The 24,684-nt window shown below is 68.5% G+C and carries 21 protein-coding genes; 8 read left to right on the top strand and 13 right to left on the bottom strand.

Annotation, left to right across the window (positions count from 1 at the left end; genetic code table 11):
* Nucleotides 1–176 precede the first annotated feature (176 nt).
* Nucleotides 177–950 (top strand): Bax inhibitor-1/YccA family protein, encoded by a 774-nt coding sequence (locus FHR90_RS10730; RefSeq protein WP_176622619.1) that lies wholly within the window; start codon nucleotides 177–179, stop codon nucleotides 948–950.
* Between the two features lie 67 nt (nucleotides 951–1,017).
* Here the strand turns inward: FHR90_RS10730 and FHR90_RS10725 are convergent, their stop codons facing one another.
* From FHR90_RS10725 to FHR90_RS10680, 10 genes are all read right to left on the bottom strand, one after another.
* Nucleotides 1,018–2,070 carry a hypothetical protein gene (locus tag FHR90_RS10725; protein ID WP_218061957.1) on the bottom strand — a complete coding sequence of 351 codons (1,053 nt, stop codon included), beginning with the start codon at nucleotides 2,068–2,070 and terminating at the stop codon, nucleotides 1,018–1,020.
* A gap of 216 nt (nucleotides 2,071–2,286) precedes the next feature.
* Entirely contained in the window at nucleotides 2,287–3,675 is a 1,389-nt protein-coding gene (locus FHR90_RS10720; protein ID WP_176622617.1) for an NAD(P)(+) transhydrogenase (Re/Si-specific) subunit beta, read from the bottom strand.
* Nucleotides 3,672–3,980 (bottom strand): NAD(P) transhydrogenase subunit alpha, encoded by a 309-nt coding sequence (locus FHR90_RS10715; RefSeq protein ID WP_176622615.1) that lies wholly within the window; start codon nucleotides 3,978–3,980, stop codon nucleotides 3,672–3,674. Before FHR90_RS10715 ends, FHR90_RS10720 begins: the two co-directional genes overlap by 4 nt.
* Nucleotides 3,981–3,996: 16 nt before the next feature.
* Nucleotides 3,997–5,133 (bottom strand): Rossmann-fold NAD(P)-binding domain-containing protein, encoded by a 1,137-nt coding sequence (locus tag FHR90_RS10710; RefSeq protein ID WP_183275220.1) that lies wholly within the window; start codon nucleotides 5,131–5,133, stop codon nucleotides 3,997–3,999.
* A gap of 172 nt (nucleotides 5,134–5,305) precedes the next feature.
* A complete protein-coding gene (locus FHR90_RS10705; protein ID WP_183275219.1) occupies nucleotides 5,306–7,585 on the bottom strand; it encodes a putative bifunctional diguanylate cyclase/phosphodiesterase in 2,280 nt (759 codons plus the stop codon).
* A gap of 197 nt (nucleotides 7,586–7,782) precedes the next feature.
* The gene (locus FHR90_RS10700) at nucleotides 7,783–9,804 is read right to left on the bottom strand and encodes a TonB-dependent receptor plug domain-containing protein (protein ID WP_176623110.1); all 2,022 of its coding nucleotides are present in this window, start codon (nucleotides 9,802–9,804) and stop codon (nucleotides 7,783–7,785) included.
* Nucleotides 9,801–10,313, bottom strand: a complete 513-nt coding sequence (locus FHR90_RS10695) for a hypothetical protein (protein ID WP_176623108.1) — start codon at nucleotides 10,311–10,313, stop codon at nucleotides 9,801–9,803. Before FHR90_RS10695 ends, FHR90_RS10700 begins: the two co-directional genes overlap by 4 nt.
* Nucleotides 10,314–10,463: 150 nt before the next feature.
* Nucleotides 10,464–11,081, bottom strand: a complete 618-nt coding sequence (locus FHR90_RS10690; RefSeq protein ID WP_456305515.1) for a CarD family transcriptional regulator — start codon at nucleotides 11,079–11,081, stop codon at nucleotides 10,464–10,466.
* 150 nt (nucleotides 11,082–11,231) lie between these two features.
* Nucleotides 11,232–11,564, bottom strand: coding sequence for a ferredoxin FdxA (gene fdxA / locus FHR90_RS10685; RefSeq protein WP_176623104.1), 333 nt, complete (start codon nucleotides 11,562–11,564; stop codon nucleotides 11,232–11,234).
* A gap of 126 nt (nucleotides 11,565–11,690) precedes the next feature.
* Nucleotides 11,691–12,473 carry an SDR family oxidoreductase gene (locus tag FHR90_RS10680; RefSeq protein ID WP_176623102.1) on the bottom strand — a complete coding sequence of 261 codons (783 nt, stop codon included), beginning with the start codon at nucleotides 12,471–12,473 and terminating at the stop codon, nucleotides 11,691–11,693.
* Between the two features lie 101 nt (nucleotides 12,474–12,574).
* Between FHR90_RS10680 and FHR90_RS10675 the strand changes: the two genes are divergently transcribed.
* Complete coding sequence (locus FHR90_RS10675; protein ID WP_183275218.1) at nucleotides 12,575–13,504, top strand: LysR family transcriptional regulator; 930 nt, start codon at nucleotides 12,575–12,577, stop codon at nucleotides 13,502–13,504.
* Here the strand turns inward: FHR90_RS10675 and FHR90_RS10670 are convergent.
* Nucleotides 13,474–13,764: an RNA-binding S4 domain-containing protein gene (locus FHR90_RS10670; RefSeq protein ID WP_221188255.1), complete on the bottom strand. Its 291-nt coding sequence runs from the start codon at nucleotides 13,762–13,764 to the stop codon at nucleotides 13,474–13,476. The two genes, FHR90_RS10675 and FHR90_RS10670, sit on opposite strands and share 31 nt — an antisense overlap.
* A gap of 5 nt (nucleotides 13,765–13,769) precedes the next feature.
* Nucleotides 13,770–16,466, bottom strand: coding sequence for a helicase-related protein (locus tag FHR90_RS10665; RefSeq protein WP_183275217.1), 2,697 nt, complete (start codon nucleotides 16,464–16,466; stop codon nucleotides 13,770–13,772).
* A gap of 178 nt (nucleotides 16,467–16,644) precedes the next feature.
* Here FHR90_RS10665 and FHR90_RS10660 point away from each other — a divergent pair, with 178 nt between their 5' ends.
* The 4 genes from FHR90_RS10660 to FHR90_RS10645 all read left to right on the top strand — a co-directional run bounded on the left by FHR90_RS10660 (nucleotide 16,645) and on the right by FHR90_RS10645 (nucleotide 20,486).
* On the top strand, nucleotides 16,645–18,099 hold the full coding sequence (locus FHR90_RS10660; protein WP_246330200.1) for a leucyl aminopeptidase family protein: 1,455 nt from the start codon (nucleotides 16,645–16,647) through the stop codon (nucleotides 18,097–18,099).
* 255 nt (nucleotides 18,100–18,354) lie between these two features.
* Nucleotides 18,355–18,759 (top strand): MarR family transcriptional regulator, encoded by a 405-nt coding sequence (locus tag FHR90_RS10655; RefSeq protein ID WP_176624859.1) that lies wholly within the window; start codon nucleotides 18,355–18,357, stop codon nucleotides 18,757–18,759.
* Between the two features lie 113 nt (nucleotides 18,760–18,872).
* Nucleotides 18,873–19,328 (top strand): hypothetical protein, encoded by a 456-nt coding sequence (locus tag FHR90_RS10650; protein WP_176624857.1) that lies wholly within the window; start codon nucleotides 18,873–18,875, stop codon nucleotides 19,326–19,328.
* A 138-nt stretch (nucleotides 19,329–19,466) separates the two neighbouring features.
* Complete coding sequence (locus tag FHR90_RS10645) at nucleotides 19,467–20,486, top strand: LLM class flavin-dependent oxidoreductase (RefSeq protein ID WP_176624864.1); 1,020 nt, start codon at nucleotides 19,467–19,469, stop codon at nucleotides 20,484–20,486.
* A 13-nt stretch (nucleotides 20,487–20,499) separates the two neighbouring features.
* Here the strand turns inward: FHR90_RS10645 and FHR90_RS10640 are convergent, their stop codons facing one another.
* Nucleotides 20,500–21,495: an MraY family glycosyltransferase gene (locus tag FHR90_RS10640; protein ID WP_183275216.1), complete on the bottom strand. Its 996-nt coding sequence runs from the start codon at nucleotides 21,493–21,495 to the stop codon at nucleotides 20,500–20,502.
* An 80-nt stretch (nucleotides 21,496–21,575) separates the two neighbouring features.
* Here FHR90_RS10640 and FHR90_RS10635 point away from each other — a divergent pair, with 80 nt between their 5' ends.
* Together FHR90_RS10635 and FHR90_RS10630 are read left to right on the top strand one after the other, a co-directional pair.
* Nucleotides 21,576–23,510, top strand: coding sequence for a polysaccharide biosynthesis protein (locus tag FHR90_RS10635; protein ID WP_183275215.1), 1,935 nt, complete (start codon nucleotides 21,576–21,578; stop codon nucleotides 23,508–23,510).
* Nucleotides 23,507–24,637 (top strand): DegT/DnrJ/EryC1/StrS family aminotransferase, encoded by a 1,131-nt coding sequence (locus FHR90_RS10630; protein ID WP_183275214.1) that lies wholly within the window; start codon nucleotides 23,507–23,509, stop codon nucleotides 24,635–24,637. Before FHR90_RS10635 ends, FHR90_RS10630 begins: the two co-directional genes overlap by 4 nt.
* The last annotated feature ends 47 nt before the right edge of the window (nucleotides 24,638–24,684 follow it).

The raw sequence follows: 24,684 nt of genomic DNA, 5'->3' as shown, positions 1-24,684 counted from the left end.
GCCCGCGAGTCGCGGGCCCCGGTGTCGGCGAGCATGCTCCGCGACGGTTATCGCCGAGTTAATCCGCCGGTCGGCGCCATGCGGCTTGACCGGTGGTATTGTAACACCAAGATTGCTGTCAGCTTCCACCGCCTGCCTGTGCTAGCGTGAGGGAAGCGATCCTTGGGAGTTCGATCATGGCCTTCATGCCTGACTACCGATCGGCCGGCATACCGGGTGCGACCGCGCAGGCAGGCGCGATCGATGCCGGTCTGCGGGCCTACATGCTGCGCATCTACAATTGGATGGCGTCCGGCGTGCTGCTGACCGGTCTGGTCGCCTATGGCGTCGCCCATACCGGGCTGCGCGCGCTGTTCTATCACGTGGTGCCGAACGCCTACGGCAACATGCAGCTTCATCCGACGCTGCTGGGCTACGCCAGCATCTTCGCGCCGCTCGCCTTCGTCCTGGTGCTCAGCTTCGGCGTCAACCGCCTCTCGCGCGGCTCGGCACAGGCGCTGTTCTGGGCCTTCTGCGCGGTGATGGGTGCGAGTCTCACCAACATCTTCTTCATCTACACCGACATCTCCATCGTGCAGACCTTCTTCATCACGGCCGCGACCTTCGCCGCGATGAGCCTGTACGGCTACACCACCCGCGCCGACCTCTCGCGCTTCGGCAGCTTCCTGATGATGGGTCTGATCGGCATCATCATCGCCGGCCTGGTCAACATGTTCCTGCACTCCCCGATGGTGCAGTTCGTGGTCAGCGCGATCGGCGTGCTTGTCTTCGTCGGTCTGACCGCCTTCGACACCCAGCGCATCAAGTGGAACTACACCCAGAATCTCGCCTATGCCGGCGGCGGCGACATCGTCGCCAAGGCGGCGGTGTATGATTCGCTGAGCCTTTATCTCAACTTCATCAACCTCTTCACCCTGCTGCTGCAGTTCACCGGCAGCCGCCGCGACTGACCCGAAACGGGGCGCGTGACCTCACGCGCCCCGTTTCTGCGTGTACACCCCGTGTACACGCCCCGCCTCAGCGGCTCTCGGTAAACGAGATCGACGGCGTCGACCCGCCCGAGGCGGTGCACTTGCCCAGGGTGAGGTTGTTGGTCTCCCCCGTGGTGCCGGCATTCGACAGGCAGGTCGGCGCCGTCGTGGTCCCGTCGGTGAGCGCGATCTTCACCGTCAGCGACGACCCCTTGTTGAACGTCGCCGCCGAACCGCCGCCATCGCCCACGATGTTGAACTCCGACTGCTTCCACACCGACGCGATGTCGAGCGTGTTGTCGGACTGCGTGACCGTATAGGCCTTGTTGCTGTAGGTGAAGGTGACCGTATCCTTGCCATTGGCCACCGACGCGCCGGTCAGCTTGGCCGAGGCGAGGGAAGTCGCCGGCACCTTGGGCGCCGACACTGCCGAGCTGTTGCCGAAGCAGCCCTCATAGCTGCCGCCATTGAAGGTGTAGCTGTAGCCGCTGTCCTCGAATCCCGACGGGCAGCCGAGCGAATTGAAATCCGAACTGTCGGCGAAGAACCAGTTCTGGATGAAGGCGTGCGGCCCCTGGCTGCCGCCGCTGGTCGGATAGTAGGTCGTCACATAGATGAACTGCTGCCAGACATAGCAGCTCGAATACCCGTCCGCCGCACAGGCCGGCGACGAGGCGGTGATGTTGGTGTTGAGCTGGAGCGAATAGTCATACGCGGTGACGGTGACCCCCGACACGGTCGGAAACGACCCGACCGCCGTCTTCGTAATCCCCGCGCTCTGGGCGGCATAATCGGCGCCGTTGCCGACCGTCAGCCCCGATCCGCCGCTGCTCTCGGCCTGGATGGTGGTGTGTCCGTTGCGGGTCTGCGTCAAGATCGCCGGATGGCCGAACGGGATCTGTGCGGGCTCGTCGCAGACCTCACGCTGCCAGGCGAGCGAAGGATAGGTCGCCGAGAAGCAGCCGATGCCGGGCTTGGCGGTGCTGGCGATCTGCGCATGCCAGCTCGCCAGGGCTGATTCGGGAATGGCGGCGGCCGCGTCCGCCGCCCGGGCCGCGTCGGCACTCCACAGCGCGCCGGCGCCGAGCAGACAAGGCAACAAAATTCTCATCGCATGTGACGAAGACATCGATCCACCTCGTTCCAGCCGCAGAAAATGTCACTGAAGGATGAACTCCAGGTAACACAATGACCGTAGCGAAAGAGGTGTGCCGACTGTCAACGCCGCGGGCCCACTGTTTTGGTAACGTGTTTTTCCGATGCGTGACGTGATGTATCGGTTCGGTTGCTGACGGATTGTCAGCAACCGCTCCGCTCAGGCGATCTTCACCTCCGAGCCCAGTTCGGCGAGCGAGGCGCGGGCATCGCCGAACAGCATGCTGGTCTTGGGATCGACGAACAGGTCGTTCTCGACTCCCGAGAACCCGGTGCCACGGCCGCGCTTGAGGACCAGCACCGCCTTGCTGTCGGCGACCTTGAGGATCGGCATCCCATAGATCGGCGAGGCGGCATTGGTGCGCGCGGCGGGATTGACCACGTCGTTGGCGCCCACCACCACCGAGATGTCGGTATCGGCGAACTTCTCGTTGATCTCCTCCATGTCGATCAGCTTGTCGTAGGGCACGCCGGCCTCGGCGAGCAGCACGTTCATGTGTCCAGGCATGCGACCCGCGACCGGATGGATCGCGTATCTGACCTCGCCGCCGCGCTTCTCGATCAGCTCGCCCAGCTCGCGGATCTGATGCTGTGCCTGGCTGACGGCGAGGCCGTAGCCCGGCACCATCACCACCCGGCTGGCATAGGCGAGGCGCAGGGCGGCATCCTCCGCGCTGGTCGCCACCATCTCGCCCGACGCGCCGCCGGCGGCCGCGGCATCGACGGTGGGCGCCGCCCCGAACGCGCCGAACAGCACGTTGGCGAAGGAACGGTTCATCGCCCGGCTCATCGCCATCGACAGGATGAAGCCGGACAATCCGTCGAGCGCGCCGACGACGATCAGGATCGTGTTGTCGAGCGCGAACCCGGTCGCCACCGCCGCCAGCCCCGCATAGGAGTTCAGCAGCGACACCACCACCGGCATGTCGGCCCCTCCGATCGGCAGCACGAACAGCACGCCGACCAGAGCGGCGAGCACCGCCATGGAGCCGAACACCAGCGGGTGCCCAGGCGTGACGATCTCGGCCACCAAGGCGGCGGCGGCGAGCACGATCAGGCCGAGATTGAGCCAGTTCTGCCCGCGGAACAGCAGCGGCCGGCCGGGCAGGATCTCCTGGAGCTTGCCGAAAGCCATCAGGCTGCCGGTGACGGTCAGGCTGCCGAACAATACCTCGAAGCCGAGGGAGGCGGTCTGGAACGAGGTCAGCGTGCCGTGGACGAGGCCGTGCGCATACTCGCCGATGCCGACCAGGCTGGCGGCGAGCGCGCCGAACGCGTGACTGAGCGCGATGCGCTGCGGCATCGCCGTCATCTTGATGTGCATGCCCAGCGGATAGCCGGCGACGGTGCCGACGATCAGCCCGGCGACGATCCACTGCCACGAGACGATGCGTGCATCGAGGAGCGTGGCGGCGACCGCCACCGCCATGCCGAAGGCGGCGAACTGCATGCCGCGTCGCGCGGTGTCGGGATGGCCGAGCGCGCGCAGGGCGGAGATGAACAGCAGGGCTGCGCCGAGATAGGCGAGCTGGATGATCGTGTGGGTCATGGCGTGGCGCCGTTCTTCGGGTTCGGCCGGCGGTTGAACATCGCCAGCATGCGGTCGGTGATGAGGAAGCCGCCGACGATGTTGGCCGTCGCGCAGGCGACCGCGATCGCCCCGAGCAGGCCGGCGAGCCAGCCTTCGCCGCTGCCGGCGAGCACGAGGGCGGCGACCAGCGAGATGCCGGAGATCGCGTTGGTGGCGGCCATCAGCGGCGTATGCAGCAGCGGCGGGATGCGATGGATCGTCTGGATGCCGACGAAGCCGGCGAGCATGAAGACGAACAGCTGGATGATGGTGGTGTCGGACATGATGCCGAAACTCCGTTCAGGCGGCGACCGGTTGCGGGGGTGCGGCGGCCTCGGCTGGGGCGGGCAGCGCCTGTGCGCCGATCATCGGGCCGAGGATCGCGTCTTCGCGGTCGAGCCGAAGCGCGCCGTCGCTGCCGACCAGGTGGGCAAGCAGCGCGCGCATGTTGCCGCTCAGCAGCATCGAGGCGTCGCGCGCCACCCGGCTCGGCAGGTCGGTCGGGCCGAGGATGATGACCCCGCCGCACTCGACCACCTCGTCGGCGCGTGTGGCGGAGGTGTTGCCGCCCGTCTCGGCGGCGAGATCGACGATCACCGTGCCGGGGGCGAGGCGGGCGATCATGTCGTCGTCGACCAGCAGCGGTGCTGCCCGGCCGGGGATCTGCGCGGTGGTGACGATGAGCTGCATGCCATCGAGATGCGGCGCGAGCGCGCGGCGCAGCCGCACCTGCTCGTCATCGGACTGCGCGACCGCATAGCCGCCGGCAGCCTCGGCGGAGGGAGCGGTCTCGACGCCGACGAACTTCGCACCCAGACTCTCCACCTGTTCGGCAGCGGCGGCGCGCACGTCGAAGCCCCAGGTCTGCGCGCCCAGCCGCCGCGCGGTGGCCAGCGCCTGCAGCCCGGCCACACCGGCGCCGAGCGCGATCATCTTCGCCGGCCGGACGATGCCGGCGGCGGTGGTCAGCATCGGCAGCATGACGTCGAGATGGCGCGCGCCTTCCAGCACCGCCGCGTAGCCGGCGCAGGAGGCCTGCGACGACAGCGCGTCCATCGCCTGCGCACGGGTGATGCGCGGCATCCGCTCGAGGGCCAGATGCAGCACGCCGTGAGCCTCAAGCCGGGCCCGGTAGCCGGGATCATGGCCACCGAAACCGATCAGCGTGCAGCCCTCGCGCGGCAGGTCGGCGAGCGGCCGGATCGCCAGGGCGATGTCGGCGCCGCCCAGCACGTCGGCGCGGGGCAGCACGCTCGCGCCGGCGGCAGCATAGGCGGCATCGTCATGGCCGGCCTGTGCGCCGGCACCGGTCTCGACGACCACGCGCATCCGCGTGGCGAGCTTGCCGACATCGTTTGGAACGAGGGCGACGCGGCGCTCGCGCTCGACACGCTCGCGCAGCACGCCGACGGTGACGGCATGGGCCGGGCTGGACATGTTTCTCTCCACCTGCTTGGCGTTTGGCCATTTACCGAATGTCATAACTGAAAAAATCAGCAAAACATCCAGCTCACAGCTAGAGAAAAACTTTACCTCGTGTCAAACCAAATTTCCGGTCATAAAATTACCCGGGCTTGGGCGGTCGGGGTCGCGCCAGACGACGTTGGTGTCAGACGCCGAGGGCCTGGGGTGTGTGGTCCACGGAGTTCGCTCCGTCCGCCGGGGCGTCGGGCGCCTCATCCCCCGTTTCCATCACAAGCAGCGGGGTGAGGTCATCTGCGGCCCTAGCCGTGTGATGCCGCATGATCAGCATGCGAATGCGTGATTTCGGCATCGGACGCCCAAGGAGAAAGCCTTGCAGCTCGTCGCAACCCAGCTCGCGCAGTGCCGCGAGCTGCGCGGGAGTCTCCACGCCCTCGGCGGTGACTTCGAGTCCCAGATCCTTGCTCATGGAAATCATCGCGCGAACGATGGTTCGTGCGTCTTCGTCCGTGTCGAGGCGCTGGACGAAGGAGCGATCGAGCTTGAGCTTGTCGAAGCGGAAGCGGTGCAGATAGGACAGGCTTGAGTATCCTGTGCCGAAATCGTCGAGAACGAGGCGGAGTCCGAGGGCGCGCAGGGCACTGAGGACGGTCAGTGTCTGGTCGGTGTTCTCGATCAGCACGCTTTCCGTCACCTCGAGTTCGAGACGCTCTGGCGCCAGCCCGGTCGTGCTCAGCGCCTGGCTGACGGTGGTGACGAAATCCTCGCTGAGCAGCTGAACGGCCGAGATGTTCACCGCCACCCGTTGATCGCACGGCCAGGCCACCGCTTCCTGACAGGCCGTCTGCAGCACCCAGGCACCTATGGGGACGATCAACTCGCTGCTTTCGGCGAGGGGAATGAACTCGGCGGGGCTGATCGCTCCATGCACCATGTGTGTCCAGCGCAGGAGCGCTTCGAAACACACCAGATCACCGTCGGGGCGGAAGAGGGGCTGGAACAGCAGGCTCAGCCCGCCCGCAGCGATCGCCCCGTGCAGTTCGCGCTCGAGTTCGCGGCACCGGTCCTGCTCGGCGTTCATGCCGACCTCGAAGACGCAGACGCGCCCGCGGCCGTTCGACTTGGCCCGGTAGAGTGCGATGTCGGCGGTGCTGAGCAGGCTCTCTGCATCCATCCCGTGCACCGGGTAGATCGAGACACCGATGCTCGTGCTGATCTGGACGCGCTTCTGGTTGAGGATGAGCGGCTCGGCCAGCCCGCCGAGGAATTGTTGGGCGAGGTCGAGGGCATCCTTCGTGTCGGACAGAGGTGCACGCAAGGCGACGAATTCGTCACCGCCGATACGGGCAATGAAGTCGCTGCTGCCGACGCAGGCGCGCAGGGTGCGGGCCACGTGACTGAGCAGCTCATCGCCTGCGTTGTGGCCGAGCGTGTCGTTGATGGTCTTGAAGCTGTCGAGGTCCAGACGAAAAAGCGCGAACCGCGTTCCCGACACGGCCGCGCCGGTCAAGGAGCTCTGGAGTTTCTCGTTGAACAGTCTTCGATTGGGCAGACCGGTCAGCGCATCGTGCTCGGCGAGAAAGCGGATGCGGGCCTCGGATTCGGTACGTTCGCGGATATCGCGCACGGCGATGACCTGCGCATCGATATGGCCGTAGACGATGTTGCGGCCCAGGATCTCGACCGGAATCGTCGTGTCGTTCGACGACCGAAGACTGGTCGCGACCGGAGAAAGCTCGTTGGCGGCTTGCTGCCACGTCGCCGGATCGATGCTGTCGGGCAGCAATCGGCTGATCGGTTGTTCGCGCAGGGTGGCGATATCGATGCCGAGCAGGGCACCAAGGGCGCGATTGGCATCGAGGATCCTGCCTCGCGAGACGACCAGGATCCCCTCGAAGGTGCTGTCGGCCAATTGTCGCAGGCGATCGGCTTCACGTCTGTCGCGCGCCGCGGCGCGGTTGTCGATCAGGGAGCCGGTCAGACTGAGCAGCAACACCACGATCGCCTCGGCGCCAGCAACGATCGCCACCGGCATCGTGGCGATCTGGTCGGGTCGCAACGCGGCCGTCATCCATTGCTCGAATGGCAGGATGGAGCCGAGAGAGCCAAGAATGAGGACGAAAATCGCCAGTCCAAGCAACAGGCAGGGCAGGACCCTGCGCACGCCCGCGAGCGGTCGCGTGGCCTCCCACAACGAGAAGCAACACAGCGTGGAACCGATCAGCATGACCAGCAGGACACTGCGCAGGTCGTAGGCGAGCGCGAACGGTCGAACCAGCCCGGCCAGGGCGGTCAGGATCATGCAGGAGATGCCGCACGCCAGGATCGATCCTGCCAGCATGGCATTGCGTGCAGAATGCTGACCGCCGCGCAGGACGGTTCCGCTTGCGGACGCACCGACCAGCGAGAAGACGAGGCTGCCGGCCAGCCAGCGCGCCGGGACGTCGAGGACGAGTTTCGGAAACATCGCCTGCAGACCGAGATGCGTGCCGATCCATAGCGCCAGCGTCAGGATGCTGGCGAAGCCGAGATTCGACAGCAGCAATGCCCTGCGCGTGGATTTCAGCGCCAGCAGGGATGCTGCCGCACCGACGAGACAGACAACGAGCAGCAGCGGCAACGACGCCGGGTCCTTGAGGTGCAGGATCTGCGCCAGAAGCTGTGTCACAGGCTCAGCCTCGCGCTGAGCAGGGCGCGTCGCTCGACCGCGCGACTACCCCCGGTTTCGATGATGTGACTCGCGTTGAGCTGTTCGACGATGCCGCTGAGGTTGAAATGCGGCCCGATGCTGACGGCAGCGTGGAGATTCGCCGTCACGTAGTTTTCGATCTGCCGGGAGATCACCCCACCGGTGACGGCGTTGAGCGTTCTGTCTTCATATGAGGACTGCCAGCGCAGGTCGAAGCCCGTGCTCCATCGACCATGATGGTAGTCGAGTCCGCCGATGACGACGTGTTGGGGCGTCTGCCTCGGGTTCAGGGCGATGGCATCATGGTCGGCACCGTCGCCATTGCCGTTGTCGAGAATGTTGAAGGCGTAGCCGAGCTTTCCGTGCAGATTTGGTGCGATCTGACCACCGATCGTGACCTCGGTGCCGTAATTCGAGGTGCTGCCGAAATTTCGCGTCTGCAATACGTATCCGTCCGCCTCGGCCCGCAGTGATCCGGACGACAATGGCGAGCCGATGAGGTCGTGGATGAAGTTTGCGAAGACGCTGGCATGCAGGGCGCCATCGATGGCCGGGATGCGATGGTCATAACCCAGGTCGAGGGAATCGAGCGTCGTGGGTTCGACCATGCTGTCGCCGCTGACGTCGGTTCGAAGTGTTGTGATGGGGCCTTGCGGGATTTCGGCCGCGAGGCCGAAATCGATCAGGCTGGGCAGGCGCGTGGCACGGGCGGCGCCCAGCCGGACGATGTCGTTTGCGGAGAGCGAGGCTACCAGGCCCGAGTTGAAACTGGGTACGGTGATGTCGCGGTTGCGGAAGGGCGCGATCTTGTCGAAGACATCGGAGAGCGGGCGATCGCGATAGAGCGCCAGGGAATCGATGCGCAGGGCGTTGGTCAGGGACAGGTTCGGCGAGATGTGCCAGTTCCACATCAGCGAGCCGGAGGCGACCCGGTAGCCGAGCCGACCCTCGAAGGTCGCCAGAGAGCTGATCGAGACGTCGCGGTATTCAAGTGAGGGACGCAGGGTGTGATTCTTGCCCAGCGCGAGCAGATCGCTCAGCGCCATGACGTTGGTGGCCTGACGCCAGTGAAACGTGGTGCCGAGAACGTCGAGGTTTGTGCGCTGCTCGTTGCGGTAGGCATCGAGCCGCCACAGGCCCGACCGCCGCAGATCTGCCTGCAGGATGCCGCGCACGCTGTTGATCTGGTTCAGATACCTGCTTGGATTGGAGACATCGACCTCGTATGGCATCCGCAGCGTGCCAAGGCTGCCGGACAGATCGAGTTCGATCCGGTCGGAGAGCTTGAAGCGTCCGTCCAGAGCCAGATGACCGTTCTGCACCCGGCCGTCGGGCATGGGGGAGGTGGAGCGGAACTGCTGGGCATCGAAACCGGTCGCGGTCAGACGCACACCCCACGCGCCAGGTCGTCCGACAGTCGCGACGGCCTCACCCAGCGCCTGATTCTGGGTGCCCGCCTCCACGACGAGGCTGTCCTGCCGGACGAGCAGGGGATTGCGGGTGACGATATTGATGACGCCGGACACCGCGTTGAAACCGTAAAGCGCTGCGTTCGGGCCCTTGATCACCTCGATCTGCTGGATCTCGGACAGGGCGACCGGGATGGCGCTCCAGATCGTCAGTCCGTAATCGTCCGAATAGACCTGGCGCCCGTCGAGCAGTACCAGAACATTGGGGTTGAGGGCGCTGTTGAGGCCGCGGATACCGACCGCGGCGTCTCCCTGTCCGTAGGATCGCACATCGAGCCCGGCGACAAAGCGCAGGATATCGGGAATGTTGTCGAGGCCGGAGTTCAGGATGTCGTCATGGGTGACGATGCTGATATCGACCGGTGCCTGGCTGACGCGTTGCGGCTTGCCCGTTGCGGCGGCGGTCACCGGCTCGCCGAACATCTGCTGGAAAGTGTCGTAATCGATGACCTGGGCGCTCGCAGCGGGCGCGGCAAGCGCGAATGCGGCGGCGATGAGGACGGCGCAGCGATGCGACGAGCTGCTCATATCTCCCTCACCATCATGCGGAAGGCAGTCGCGAAATGGACGTCTGCGGCCGTTGCGTTGGCATCGTTGATGACGATGTCGACAGCCGGCTTGGAACAGATGGCAACCGTGCACGCGCCGTGAGCAACCTCGTCGAGGTGCCGCGTCAGGCAGAGCAGATGATGTCCGGCCAGAACGGTCCGTAACAGCGCCTGGTCCACATCGCCTGTGACAAGGAGCGCGCCGACATCCGGCCTGTCGCGAAGCGCGCCCTGTGGTATGGCGCGGGCGGTGAGGAAGATCTTGCCAACGTTCAGGCCGCGGCCGATCAGGCCGAGGATGGCCTCGGCCTCGCTTCGAGATGCGGAACTGTCAGGGTTGAAGACGACCCCGAGGGTCATGCCCCCGCCGGTGTGATCGCTCTGGAAGGCCAGAACCTGGCCGGCGATCTCGATATCCCGCAACGAGGGCGGTTCCGTCGCGTCCGCCTGCAGGGGCGCCAGCAGGCAGACGACGCCGAGGAGCGGCAACCAGCAGAAGATTCTGATACGAGATTGCATTCGATGAACGGGACACTGCCGAAGCGATCCGTTCGTTATGCAATCAAGAACTTAATTTAGCGTGAACGGTGACCGACACGGGTTCGAGTCGGTCGCGCCACGCGGCTCGTCAGGGACGGGTCAGGTCAGCGTCTTGAGGTAGGCAGCCAGCTTCGCTGCCGCGGCCGCCTTGTCGATCTTGTCCAGTGCGCCGAGTTCGGAGGCGAGGCGATCCATCGCCGCCTCATAGATCTGACGTTCGGAGAAGCTCTGGTCGGGCTGGCCGGCATTGCGGTGCAGGTCGCGCACCACCTCGGCGATCGCCAACGGATCGCCGGAATTGATCTTCGCCTCGTATTCCTGTGCGCGGCGCGACCACATGGTCCGCTTGACCCGCGCGCGGCCCTTGAGCACGGCCAGCGCCTCGTCGAACATCTTGCGGGTGGCAAGCTTGCGCAGACCGGCACTCTTGGCCTTCGCCACCGGCACGCGCAGCGTCATGCGGTTTTCCTCGAAGGTGATGTGGATCAGCTCGAGACGATGGCCGGCAATCTCCTCGATGGCGATCCGGTCGACCTTGCCGACGCCGTGCGTCGGGTACACGACATGGTCGCCCTCGGCGAACCCGTCGGCATCGATCTTTTTCGCCTTGCGGGCCGGCGCCTTGGCCTCGGCCGCGATCTCGGGCGCCCTGTCGGCAACCTTGTCGGCGGCGGAGGGCCGGGCGGTGCCCTCGGGGGCCGCAGCTTTGCTCAACACGGGCAGTCTCGTTCTCCGGTCCGGTCGCGCCGGACAGGCTGGCCCCTCCGGGCCAGTCGGTCATGTCCGACGCATGTGATCTGTGTCGGCCAGCGCTAGCACAGAACCGGTCCGGGCGAAACCCAGGCGAGCCTTATTGATCCGAAAGGTTCAGGGCGTCCCGGGTTCGGGGGAGAACAGCTCGGCCTTGCCGGGCTTGTTGTTCCACTCGTCGGCGTCGGCCGGCGCGGTGCCCTTGCGGGTGATGTTCGGCCAGCTCGCGGCGAAGGTGGCGTTCTTCTCCGCCCAGGCCGCGGCGCGGCTGTCGGAGTCGGGGAAGATCGCCTCGGCCGGGCACTCCGGCTCGCACACGCCGCAATCGATGCATTCGTCGGGATTGATGACCAGCATGTTCTCGCCGACATAGAAGCAGTCGACGGGGCAGACCTCGACGCAGTCCATGTATTTGCAGCGAATGCAGTTCTCGGTGACCACGTAGGTCATCGCAATCTCCCAAAGTCCCGGCGCCACCACCCGGCCGTCTCCCGCCGGGCGGCGGGAGATATGAGGGGGTTTGGGATCAAGCGCAACCATCTTGTCCCGACCGGCGGCCGAGGGGCGCGCGGAAGGCTATTTGGTCGTGTAGCCGCCGTTGACCAGAATGGTCTGGCCGGTCATCCACCACCCCTCGGTCAGCAGGAAGCGGATCCAGGGGACGATGTCGGCGATGTCGGTCAGGCCGGTGGCCGTGAACGGCGACAGCGCCGCGGCTGTCCGGTGATAGGCGACGGCGTCCGCGCCCTCGGCCGGGTAGAAGAAGGGCGTGTCCATCGGGCCAGGGCCGATGGCGGTGACCGAGATGCCGCGTGCGCCGAATTCCTTCGATGCCGCGCGCGTGTAGTGCTCGACCGGCGCCTTGGTGCCCGCATAGGCGGCATAGAACGGCGTGTAGGCACCCAGCAGCGACGTCACCAGCGTGCAGATGCTGCCGCGTTCGGCGAGCGTGCGTCCGGCCTCGCGGATGAAGAAGAACGCGACCTTGGAATTGACCGCGCTCATCTCGTCGAACTCGGCCTCGCCGATCTCGGCGATCGGCTTCTTGAGCACCTTGCCGACCGTGTTGACCGCGGCGTCGATCCGACCCATCGCGTTGCGCGCGTCGTCGAACAGCGCACCGACCGCCGCGGCGGAGGTGAGGTCGGCGGCGATCAGATGCGCGCCGGCACCGGACTGGCGCACGGCATCGGCCGTCGCTTCCGCCTCGGCGCGCGTGGCGGGCGAATTGTAGTGGATGGCGACCTGGGCCGCGCCATGGGCGGCGAGATCGCGGGCCAGCAGGCCACCGAGATTCTTGCCACCGCCGGCGATGAGGACGTGCTTGCCCTCGATCGAGCGCTTGTTGGGTCCAGACATGGCGATATCTCCTGCAAATGAGGTCGGGAGGCAGGGTATTCGTCTGTGATTTCGGATAAATCCCTTGCGAGTGACATCTTTCGTCAGTCAGGCTGAACAATATGGACCGGCTCGACCTCTACGCGCTGTTCGTCCGCATCGCCGAATGCGGCAGCTTCACGAAGGCGGCAGAAGCGGCCGGGATCTCTCGTTCGGCGGCATCGATGGCGATCGCGGCACTCGAGGCACGTCTCGGCACCCGTCTGCTCAACCGCTCCACGCGGCGCGTCAGCGTGACCGAGGAGGGACGGGCGCTTGCCGAGCGCTGCCGCCGGCTGCTCAACGACGCCGACGAGGCGGAGGCGATGTTCCGTCCGTCGGGCAGCCCCCACGGGCTGGTCCGTGCCGGCATGCCCGGCCGGCTCGGGCGTCGCGTCGTCGCACCGTGCCTGGGCGAGTTCCTCGACCGCCACCCGGGCGTCGACGTGGAGCTCCGCCTGGCCGATCGCTCGATCGACCTGGTTGGATCGGGGGTCGATTGCACGGTACGCGTGGGCGAACTGGCCGGTTCCACCCTGGTGGCGCGCCGGCTCGGCAGGATCGAGTTCATCAACGTTGCCAGCCCCGCCTATCTCGCAGAGCATGGTACGCCGCTGCATCCGCGCGATCTCGGTGCGCATCGGATGGTGCGGTTCGTCCCGCCATCGGGCGGCCGTCCCGAGCGGTTCGAATGGCAGGAGCCGGCGGGGCCGCGTCATCTCGAGGTGCCCGGCCGCGTTCTGGTCGATTCCGCCGAGGCGCAGATCGCCTGCGCGCTGGCCGGGCTGGGGCTGATCCAGATCCCCGCCTACGACGTGCGCGACGACCTCGCCCGCGGCGCGCTGGTCGAGATCCTGCCGCAATGGCGGGCGGAGGCGTGGCCGGTGCATCTGCTGTTCCCGGCCCGCGACCACATGACCCGGCGGGTCGCGGTCTTTGCCGACTGGCTCGGCGCGCTGGTGCGGGGCGCGGTGGCCTGCCCTCAGCCCGGGGCGGCGGGAATGTCCTCGTAGAGCGTGCGCGCCTCGCTCGCCGGCCCCCGCCTGCTGCCGAGGGCGCGGATGGTGATGACGCGCACGTCATGACCGCCGGGCGGAGCGATGGTCAGCACGTCGCCGACCCGCACCCGCGCATGCGGTTTTTCGGTCGGCTGCCGGTTGATGCGCACGCCGCCCGCCTCCGCGAGACGGGCGCAATCGGCGCGTGATCTGAGAAATCGCGCCTGCCACAGCCAGGTGTCGAGCCGCAGCCACTCCTGCGCCGGTGCCGTCAAGCCGCTCAGCCCCCCTGCCGCTCGCGCAGCTTCATCAGGGCGGCGAACGGATGGTCGGGCGACGGCACAAATGGCTTTCGCTCGACCGGTGGACGCACCGGTGGCGGGCGGCGGGCGGGTTTGGCCTTTGCCGGCGAGGCCGCCGCCACAGGGGCGGCAGGGCGGGGCGGCTTGGGACGGCGCGGCCTGCGCGCCGTGCCGGCGTCGGCGGCCGGTTCGGCCGGCGTCACCTGCGCGGGGCGCGCAGGGCCGGGATGGCGCCGCGCGCTCAGCATCGGCAGGCCGGGCGGGCCGAACATCCCCTCGGGCAGCGGCGCGGGCTCGATGAGACGGAAGCCGATCGCGGCCAGCACCGGGGCGAGCATCGGCCCTTTCAGTCCCAGCCGCGAGGCGAGCTGCACGGGCAGCGCCACCGGCCGGCGCCGGGTCCGCCAGGCCAGCTCGCCCGCCACCAGCTCCAGCACGTCGAGCCGCAGCAGCACCGGTCCCGCCGCCACCCAGCCCAGTGCGCGCAGCATCGCCGGCGCGCGGGCCGGATCGCCGGACAGCGCCGCATCGCGCGCCTCGTCCTGGCGGGGCAGGCTGACCAGCCCCTCGCGCGGCAGTTTCGGCGCACCCTTCATCCCTGCGCGCAGGGCCAGCAGCGTCGCGCGCCAGGCGGCGGCCTGCGGGCGCAGCATTGCCGGCATGAACAGGGCGAACCGGCCGGCGCGCACGCCCAGGGCGCGCAGCCGCGCCTTCGCCTCGCGGTCCAGCGTCGCGGTCGTGCCGGGGGCGATGCCCGAATGCTCGCCCAGCACATGCAGCGGCCCGCGCAGGGCGGCGTCCTGCGCCCCGGCGGCGATCGCGGCATGCAGCGGTGCGAACACCCGTGCCAGCTCGGCGGCGACGAAGCCGGTCAGACGGGTGCGGATGCGGCCTCGCTGCGCCTCGTCGAGGAATTCGCTGCCCAGCACCTCGACCTGCGGGTGCAGCAGCTCCGCACCCGCCCGCAGCCGTGCGATCGGTGCGCCGTTCCACAGGATCTGGCGGCGGTCCTCGGCAAAACGGAAGGCGGTGTCGGCCGCCGCCTCCACCTCGGCCACCCTGCGCGGCATCTCCTCGCGCAGGGCGCGGCGGGCGGCGCGCAGCACCAGCCGCTTCTCCGGCCCCTCGGCCAGCGGGTCGGGGATGAAGGCGAAACCGCTGGCATGGCCCACCGAATGGCCCTCCACCACCACCTCGCCCGACGGACGCACCGCAGACAGCATCTCCTCGCCGTCGCCGCCCTCGAGCGTGCGCATCAGCTGCGCGGCGCGGCGGTCGACGAAGCGCGCGGTCAGCCGCTCGTGCAGCGCATCCGACACCTTGTCCTCGATCGCGCGGGCCCGCTCCTGCCACTCGGTGCCATCGGAGGTCCAGTCGGGGCGCGCGGCGACATAGGCCCAGATGCGGACCCCCGACAGGCGCTGCATCAGCGTGTCGATGTCGCCGTCGTCGCGATCGAGCGCGTCGAGGCTGCCGGCCAGCCAGTCGGCGGGCAGGCGCGCGTCGCGGGCGAGATGCTCGAAGATGCGCGCGCACAGTCTTGTGTGGCTGTCGTCGCCGATCTTGCGGAAATCGGGGATCTGGCAGACGTCCCACAGCAGCCGGGTGCGGCTGAGTCCCCGCGCCAGATTGCCGATCGCCGGCTCACGGGCCAGCGCCGCCAGCGTCTCGACATCGCTCGCCTCGTTGCCCGGCACCAGCCCGGGCAGTGGTGCTGCGCGCGACAGCGAGGCGAGCAGCGCGTCGGGCGCGGCGAAATCCAGCTCCGAATTGCGCCAGTAGATCTGCGCGATCGGGTCGAAGCGATGCGCCTCCACCGCCTCGACCACCTCGTCGGGCAGGGGCGGGCAGGTGCCGGTGGTGCCGAAGCTGCCGTCGCGCATGCCGCGCCCCGCACGTCCGGCGATCTGGGCGATCTCGGGCGGGGTCAGCTTGCGCGGCCGGCTGCCGTCGAACTTGCCCAGCGAGGCGAAGGCGACATGGCCGACATCCATGTTCAGCCCCATGCCGATCGCATCGGTGGCGACGAGGAAATCGACCTCCTTGTTCTGGTACAGCGCCACCTGGGCGTTGCGGGTGCGTGGCGACAGTCGGCCCATCACCACCGCGCAGCCGCCGCGACGGGTGCGGATGGCCTCGGCGATCGCATAGACCTCGGCCGCCGAGAACGCGACCACGGCCGAACGCGGCGGCAGCTTGGTCAGCCGCGTCGCCCCCGTATAGGTCAATTGCGACAGACGCGGCCGCGTCTCGATTTCGGCCCCCGGGATCAGTCGCTGCAGCAGCGGGCGGATGGTCTCCGCGCCGAGGAACATCGTCTCCACCAGCCCGCGCGCATGCAGCAGCCGGTCGGTGAAGATGTGGCCGCGATCGGGATCGGCGCAGAGCTGGATCTCGTCGACGGCGACGAACTCGACGCCGCGCTCCAGCGGCATCGCCTCCACCGTGCAGGAGAAATACCGCGCGCCGGGCGGGACGATCTTCTCCTCGCCGGTGACCAGCGCCACCAGATGCGCGCCCTTTTCGGCGACCATGCGGTCATAGTTCTCGCGCGCCAGCAGGCGCAGCGGGAAGCCGATGATGCCGGAGCGATGGCCGAGCAGTCGCGTCATTGCGAGATGCGTCTTGCCGGTGTTGGTCGGTCCGAGCACCGCGCGGACGCGGGCATCGAACATCTGGGAGGCACACATGGGATGAATGGTGGCAGTCCCACAACCAAATGCAAGGCACGCCGTCGAGATCGTCTCTGCGCGACCTTCCCGGACGGGTCGGATTTCGCTTCGCGGCGCAAGCGCGATAGCAGTTGCGCAGGCGGGGGCGGACGGGCCCTTGAGTGCGAGTCGATCGGAGACGATGACCATGGTCCAGTGGTGGCGGCATCCCGCTTCGGTGGCGATGCAGATGGAGCCGACAGCGGAGCCGGTGCGCCAGGTGCATGCCGTGCATGTCGAGGGGCTCGATGCGCTGGCGGAGCGTCTCGGCGCGTCCGGCTGGCTGTCGCAGAGCGGTTTCAGGCCGGTGGCCGGGGCGCTGGCGCTGGTCCCGGGGGAGGGTGGGGTGGCTGCGGCGATCCTCTGCCTCGGCGCCGCCGCCGCGCCGCGTGGTGCACCGGGTGCGCTTTACGGATTGCTGCCGGGCGGGCTGCCGCAGGGGGTGTGGGAGGTGGTCTGGGAGGCGCCGGAGAGCCGTGACGAGGCGGGGCTGGCCTGTGGTTTCTGTCTCGGCGCCTATCATTTCGACGCCTATGTGCCGCCGCGGCGGCCGCCGGCGCGGCTGCTGGCCACCGAGGCGATGGCCGGCGGCATCGCGCGCGCCCAGGCCGCCTGGATCGCGCGCGACCTCATTAACCGGCCAGCCAATCATCTCGGTCCGGCCGAACTCGCCCAGTCGGCCGTCAGCCTCGGCCGCGTGCTCGGCGCGGAGGCGGAGATCATCAGTGGCGAGGCGCTGGCGCAGGCCTATCCGGCCATCGCTGCGGTCGGTGCGGGCTCGGACCGGCCTCCGGCGGTGGCGATCCTGCGCTGGGCGCCGCCCGAGGGTGGTGACGAGCTGCCGCTGGTCAGCCTGGTCGGCAAGGGCGTGTGCTTCGATACCGGCGGCTACGACCTCAAGCCGTCGGCGGCGATGCTGCGGATGAAGAAGGACATGGGCGGCGCGGCGATCATGCTCGGGGTCGCCGCGCTGCTGATCGCGCAAGGCGCACCGTGCCGGATCGAGCTCCGGCTCGGCTGCGTGGAGAACAGCGTCTCCGGCCATGCCATGCGCCCGTCCGACGTGCTGGCGACCCGGCGCGGCCTGTCGGTGGAGATCGGCAATACCGATGCGGAAGGCCGGCTGGTGCTGTGCGACCTGCTCGCCGAGGCGTCGGATCTGTCGCCCGACTGGCTGATCGACGCCGCCACCCTGACCGGTGCCGCGCGGGTCGCCCTCGGGCCGGACCTGCCGGCGCTGTTCGGCAACGACGACACCCTCGCCGAGGCGCTGCTCGCCGCCGGCCACGAGTGCGGCGACCCGGTGTGGCGCCTGCCGCTGTGGCCGGGCTATGACGACTGGCTGTCGAGCCGCGTCGCCGACATCAACAATGCGTCATCGAAACCGATGGCGGGCGCCATCACCGCCGCGCTCTATCTCAACCGATTCGTCGCCGAATCGGTGTCCTGGGCGCATCTCGACACCTATGCGTGGTCCGACAGCACCCGGCCCGGGCACCCGGAGGGCGGAGACTGCCAGGGGCTTTTTGCACTCGCAGGCGGAATATTGCGGCTTGTTAATGCAAGGGTCAGGACATTGATGGCGGAACGGGAATAAACACGAAGACAGATACGTGACCGATTGTAATTTCGGCCCGGGGACGCAACTTCCTCTTTGGTGTCTGGTTTAGTCGCCGGGTGCAGGGACGGGTTGGCAACGATCCGCCTTCGACACCGCCGGCGGCGGGACGCGAACGTCGAACTGCGTGCCTGCCGACCCGACCAGATCCGGGTCAAGCCGATCCGGATGCTGCGGCTGATCTCAGCGTGGCAGGCTTTCGATCACCGGGTCTCAGTATGAGGAGTTTTTTCGATGGCGAACACCACCCAGTCCGACCAGCAGGTCTCGCTCCTGCGCGATACGGTCGTCGCCATGGTCCGTCGTGACGGGCCCGACCTGTCGGCGCGTCAGCTCGGCGTGTTCCTGACCTGCTACCTGCAGGACGGCGCGCACACCGTGCGTGGTCTCGCCGCCCATCTCAACGTGTCGAAGCCGGCCATCACCCGTGCCCTCGACCGTCTCGGCGAGCTCGATCTCGCCCGCCGCAAGGTCGATCCGCTCGATCGGCGTTCGGTTCTCGTGCAGCGCACGCTCAAGGGCGCGGCCTTCCTGCGCGAGCTGCGCTCGATCATGGGTGAGGCCGCGACGGTGGCACGCACCGAGAAGAGCGCCGAGATCGTGCGTGCGCCCGTGTCGCGCCGCGCCTCGGCGGGCTGAACACGGCTGCAATGCGTGCGCGGGATGGCTTGTCCAGCCCGCGTCGCGAACTTTACGGTAACTGATTGCGTTGTTCCGCCTCCAGTCGCAATTGCGTGGAAACGGAACATAAGATGCGTCTCAAGTCTTTCGCCGGCGTCATTGCCGCCGCCTCCTTCGCCTCTGCCTCGCTCGCCGCGGCGCCGGCTTTCGCCGCCTCCCATCACGGCGCGCCGACCGGCACCGTCACGATCGACGCCAAGTCGGCCAATGCCGGTGTCGGGTTCAGCTGGGGCGACGGCACCCTGACCTACAAGGGCGTGGCCTATCCGTTCAGCGTCAAGGGCGTGGATGTGGTGGCCGTCGGCTATTCCGAGGTCATCGGCCACGGCAAGGTGTTCCACCTCAAGGATCTCGCCGATTTCGACGGCACCTATGTCGCGGGCACCGGCGAGGCGACGCTTGGCAACGGTGTGTCCGGTCAGTGGCTGACCAATGAGAAAGGCGTCGAGATCCATATCGACGGCGTCACCAAGGGGGCGCAGCTCAAGGCGGCTGCTGGCGGCATCCGCCTCGAACTCAAGAAGTAGTCACACCTGCGCGGAGGGGCTCTGGCCCCCCGCTGCTGTGTTGAGGAAACCACAGGTTGCCACCCGCCGGTCTGTCCGGTCGGGGCCTCCATCGTCATATCTGCCGCCATGACGCAACTGGATGGATCGGCACGGGCGATGAAGAAGATCGGCTTTCTCTCTTTCGGGCACTGGACGGCGTCGCCGCAATCGGGCACCCGCTCGGCGAGCGATGTCCTGCTGCAGTCGATCGACCTCGCCGTCGCCGCCGAGCAGCTTGGTGCGGATGGTGCCTATTTCCGCGTCCATCATTTCGCACGCCAGCTTTCCTCACCGTTTCCGCTGCTGGCCGCAGTGGGTGCGCGCACCTCGCGCATTGAGATCGGCACCGGCGTGATCGACATGCGCTACGAGAACCCTCTGTACATGGCCGAGGATGCCGGGTCCGCCGACCTCATCGCCGGCGGCCGTCTCCAGCTCGGCATCTCGCGCGGCTCGCCCGAGCAGGTGATCGAGGGCTGGCGCTATTTCGGCTATCAGCCGCAAGAGGGCGAGACCGACGCCGAGATGGGCCGGCGGCATGCGCTCGCATTGCTCGACGTGCTGCGCGGCGAGGGGTTCGCCGCGCCCAATCCGCGTCCGATGTTCGCCAACCCGCCCGGCCTGCTGCGCATCGAGCCGTATTCAGAGGGCCTGCGCGAGCGTATCTGGTGGGGTGCTGCCTCGGATGCCACTGCGATCTGGGCCGCCGAGCAGGGCATGAACCTGCAGAGCTCGACCCTAAAGCAGGACGAGACCGGCGAGGCCTTCCACATCCAGCAGGCCAGGCAGATCCGTGCCTATCGCGCCGCCTGGGCAAAGGCCGGCCATGCCCGCACCCCGCGCGTGTCGGTCAGCCGCTCGATCTTCCCGCTGATGAACGACACCGACCGGGCCTATTTCGGCCGGGGTGGCCGTGAGGGCGACCAGATCGGCGACATCGACAACATGCGGGCGGTCTTCGGGCGCTCCTATGCCGACGTGCCCGAGCGGCTGGTCGAGCAGCTGCGCGGCGACGAGGCGATCGCCGAGGCCGACACGCTGCTGCTGACGGTGCCGAACCAGCTCGGCGTCGACTACAACGCCCATGTGATCGAGTCGGTGCTGACGCACGTGGCACCGGCGCTCGGCTGGCGCTGAGCGAGCCTCCGGCTCAGCGCAGCAGCGGGGCTGCGCGACGGAGCACCGCCACCGCCCAGATCACCTGCGGCACAACCAGCACCGCCACCGAGGCGAGCGGGTTCGCCGGCCACAGATGCCACGCCGCCCAGCCGATGCCGACGAAGCCGAACTCGACCAGCGCCACCGCCCAGGCCGGCAGGAAACTGCGCTGGGCGAGCTGATACAGATGCCCGCGATGTGCCTGTGTCAGTCGCTCTCCCGCGCGGGCGCGGCGCAGCAGGGTGAAGAACACGTCCGCATAGATGCCGAAGAACAGAAACGGTGCGAGCAGGGCTGCGTGGACGGCGTGCGCGCTCCATCCGCCTGAGCCCAGCGCCAGCCCGAGCGCGGCCACGGCGAAGCCGCAGGGCTGGCTGCCGACATCGCCGAGGAAGATGCGGGCTTTCGGGTAGTTGAACGGCAGGAACCCCGCCAGCCCGGCGGCGAGCGCCAGCGCGGCGCAGCCGATCCATCCCGGCCCCGCCACCGAGGCGATGGCAAGGCTGCCGAGCAGCATCGATCCGGCTGCCAGCCCGTTCAGCCCGTCGATGAAGTTCATCGCGTTGGTGGCGAAGATCAGCCACGCCACACCCATCACCGCTGCCATGGCGACCGCGAGCCCACCTTGCGGGTGCGGCCAGGTGAGGCCGCAGGTCACCACGATGAGCGCTGCCGCGAGCTGACCCGCGAGCTTGACGCGGAAATCGCCCTGCCGGACGTCGTCGCGATGCGACACCGCGGCCAGTACCAGGCAGGCGAGCAGCAACCCCGCCGCCGGCCGTATCGCACCCGGCAGGATCACCATCGCCGCGACCAGCCCCGTGCAGAGGGTCGCCACCGGCCCGATGCCGCCGCCGCGCGGGGTGGGCGTGTCGTGACTGCTGCGCGCGCCGGGCACGTCGAGCGCGCCGCGGCCGATCATCGCCCGCACCATCGCTGCCGAGGCCAGCGCCATCGCGACCGTGCAGGTGATCAGCGCCCAGCCCATCGCCTCACCGATCCTTCATCACGCCAACAACCCCCGGACGCTATCGCCCGCACTCCGCCGTGGGCTATAGGGGCGCGGTGATGCCCTCGCAACGCTCGGTCAAACGCATTGCCGTCAATATCGCGCTGGATGGCGGCCTGGCCGCGATGGCCGCGATCGTCGCGCACTGGCTCGCCGATCCGCGGGGTGGCTGGCTGCATCCGCTGTGGTTTCTTGCCGGCGGCGGCATCACCCTGGTGCTGGCCGGCGCACCGTTCCGGCTGCCGCAGCATTACTGGCGTTTCTCCTCGGTCGCCGACCTGATCGCGGTGACGAAGGGTTCCGCGGCCGCCGCGATCGCGTTTGCCGCCGGGCTGTTGCTGACCGGCACGCGCTGGCCGAGCCCGACCTTCCCGATCATCCACATGCTGACCCTGCTGGTGTTTCTCGGCGGTCCGCGCCTTGCCTGGCGCATCCGGCTCAGCCGTGCCGGCGCGCGTCAGGCCGCCGATCCGGCCGAGACCCGCCATGTGCTGCTGGTGGGTGCGGACGAGATCGCCGACCTGTTCCTGCGTGCGGTGGGCAGCCGGGCGGTGCCGCTGCGCATCGACGGGCTGCTGGCGATGGGCACCAACCAGCCGGGCCGGCGGATCCACGGCTTCCCGATCCTCGGCATGGTGGACGAGGTCGAGACCGTGCTGGAGCGCCTTGCCGCCGAGGGGCGACGCCCCGATGCGCTGGTCATCACCGATCCCGACCTGCGCGGCGCGCCGCTGGCTGCCCTGATCGAGCGCGCCGCCGCCGCCGGGGTGGCGGTGCAGCGTGCCCCGCACCCGACCATGCTCGGTCCCGCCGATCCGGTCGAGCTGCATCCGGTGGCGATCGAGGACCTGCTCAACCGGCCCGAGGTGGTGCTCGACCGCGCCGGCCTGTCCAGGCTGGTTGCCGGCCGGCGCGTGCTGATCACTGGCGCCGGCGGCACCATCGGCTCGGAACTCACCCGCCAGATCGCCGCCCTCGGCCCGTCGGCGATGCTGCTGCTCGACCAGAGCGAATACGCGCTGTGGCAGATCAGCATCGAGACGGGGGAAGCCGCCCCGCTGGTCGAGCGCCGCGAGGTGATCGCCGACATCCGCGACGCGGCCCGCATCGACACGCTGTTTCGCGACTTCGCGCCCGAACTCGTGGTGCATGCGGCCGCCCTCAAGCACGTGCCGATCGTGGAGGCGAACCCGCTCGAGGGCATCCTCACCAATGTCTGCGGCACCCGCAACGTCGTCGATGCCGCGCGCCGGGCCGGGGCGCGGGCGATGGTGCTGATCTCGACCGACAAGGCCGTCTATCCGAGCTCGCTGATGGGGGCGACCAAGCGCCTTGCGGAGATCTACTGCCAGGCGCTGGACGGGGTCTCGATGTCCGAGACGGTGCCGGGGATGCGGATCGTCACCGTGCGGTTCGGCAACGTGCTCGGCTCGTCCGGCTCGGTGGTGCCGCTGTTCCGCCGCCAGCTTGCCCGCGGCGGGCCGCTCACCGTCACCCATCCCGACATGACCCGCTATTTCATGACCGTGCCGGAAGCGGTGTCGCTGGTGCTGCAGGCGAGCGCGCTGGGCACCCGCACCGAGACCACGGCGGGCGCGATCTTCGTGCTCGACATGGGCGCGCCGGTGCGGATCGTCGACCTCGCCCGCCAGCTGATCCGGCTCGCCGGCCTGCGCCCGGAGATCGACATCCCGATCGTGTTCACCGGCCCGCGCCCGGGCGAGAAGCTGCATGAGGAGCTGTTCCACGGCGCCGAACCGCCGGTGCCGACCGGCCATCCCGGCCTGCTGCTCGCCCGTCCGCGGATCGCCGATGCCGAGGCGGTGGCGATCGTCGCCGATCGTCTCGAGGAGGCCTGCCGCGCCGGCGATACCCATCGCGCCCGCGTCCTGGTTGCCCGGCTGGTGCCGGAATACCGGCCGCCGGAGACCGTTCCCGCCGTGGCGGCCGCACCCCTCCTCGCGGTCGCCGACCCGATCGAAAGCCCGACATGACCGACCCGATCCGCTTCCTCGATCTCGCCGCCCAGCAGGCGCGGCTCGGGCCCGCGCTGCGCGCCCGTGTCGACGCGGTGTTCGATCACTGCGCCTTCGTCATGGGCCCCGAGGTCGCCGAGCTCGAATCCCGCCTCGCCGCCTATTGCGGGGCGGGGCACTGCGTCGCCGTCAGCTCCGGCACCGATGCGCTGCAGATCGCGATGATGGCCGAGGGCATCGGCCGCGGCGACGCGGTGTTCCTGCCCGCCTTCACCTACACCGCCACCGCCGAGGTGCCGCTGGTGCTGGGGGCGACGCCGGTTTTTGTCGATGTCCGCCCCGACACCTTCCAGATCGACACCGACCATCTGCGCGCCCGCATCGCCGAGACCCGTGTCGCCGGCCGGCTGCGCCCGCGCGCCATCGTCGGCGTCGACCTGTTCGGCCAGCCCGCCGACTGGCCCGCACTGCGCGCCATCGCCGCCGCGGAAGGGCTGTTCAGCCTCGATGACTGCGCGCAGAGCTTCGGGGGCGCGCTCTCGGGACGCCGTCTGGGCCGCGAGGCGGACGCCACCGCCATCAGCTTCTTCCCCTCCAAGCCGCTCGGCGGCTACGGCGATGGCGGTGCGCTGCTGACCGACGATGCCGATTGCGCGGCGCTGTATCGCAGCCTGCGCACGCATGGCGAGGGCACCACGCGCTACGAGGTGTTGCGGACCGGCATGAACGGCCGGCTCGACACGCTCCAGGCGGCGGTGCTGCTCGCCAAGCTCGACGTCTTCGACGACGAGCTCGCCCGCCGCGAGGCCATTGCGCGCCAGTACGACGCCGCCTTCGCCCGCATGCCCGCCATCACCCCGCCGCGACGGGTGCCTGACTCCACCAGTGCCTGGGCGGTGTATGCGATCCTGCTCGCCGACCAGGCGGCGCGCGACGGGCTCGCGGCGAGGCTGCGCGAGGCCGGCGTGCCGAGTGCGATCTACTATCCGCGTCCGCTGCATCTGCAGCCCGCCTATGCCCCGCATCATGACGGAGCGGCGCTGCCGGTGTCCGAGGATCTCGCCACCCGCATCCTCGCCCTGCCGATCCATCCCGACCTGACGGATGCCCAGGTGGCCCGCGTGATCGCCGCCTGCACCGCCTGACCGGAGCGCCGCGCGGCGCCGCTTCGCGACTCGGCAGCACCTCTCTA

The sequence above is a fragment of the Endobacter medicaginis genome (genome assembly GCF_014192375.1).
GTDB lineage: Bacteria > Pseudomonadota > Alphaproteobacteria > Acetobacterales > Acetobacteraceae > Endobacter > Endobacter medicaginis.
This window is presented reverse-complemented; position numbering and strand designations above follow the sequence as displayed.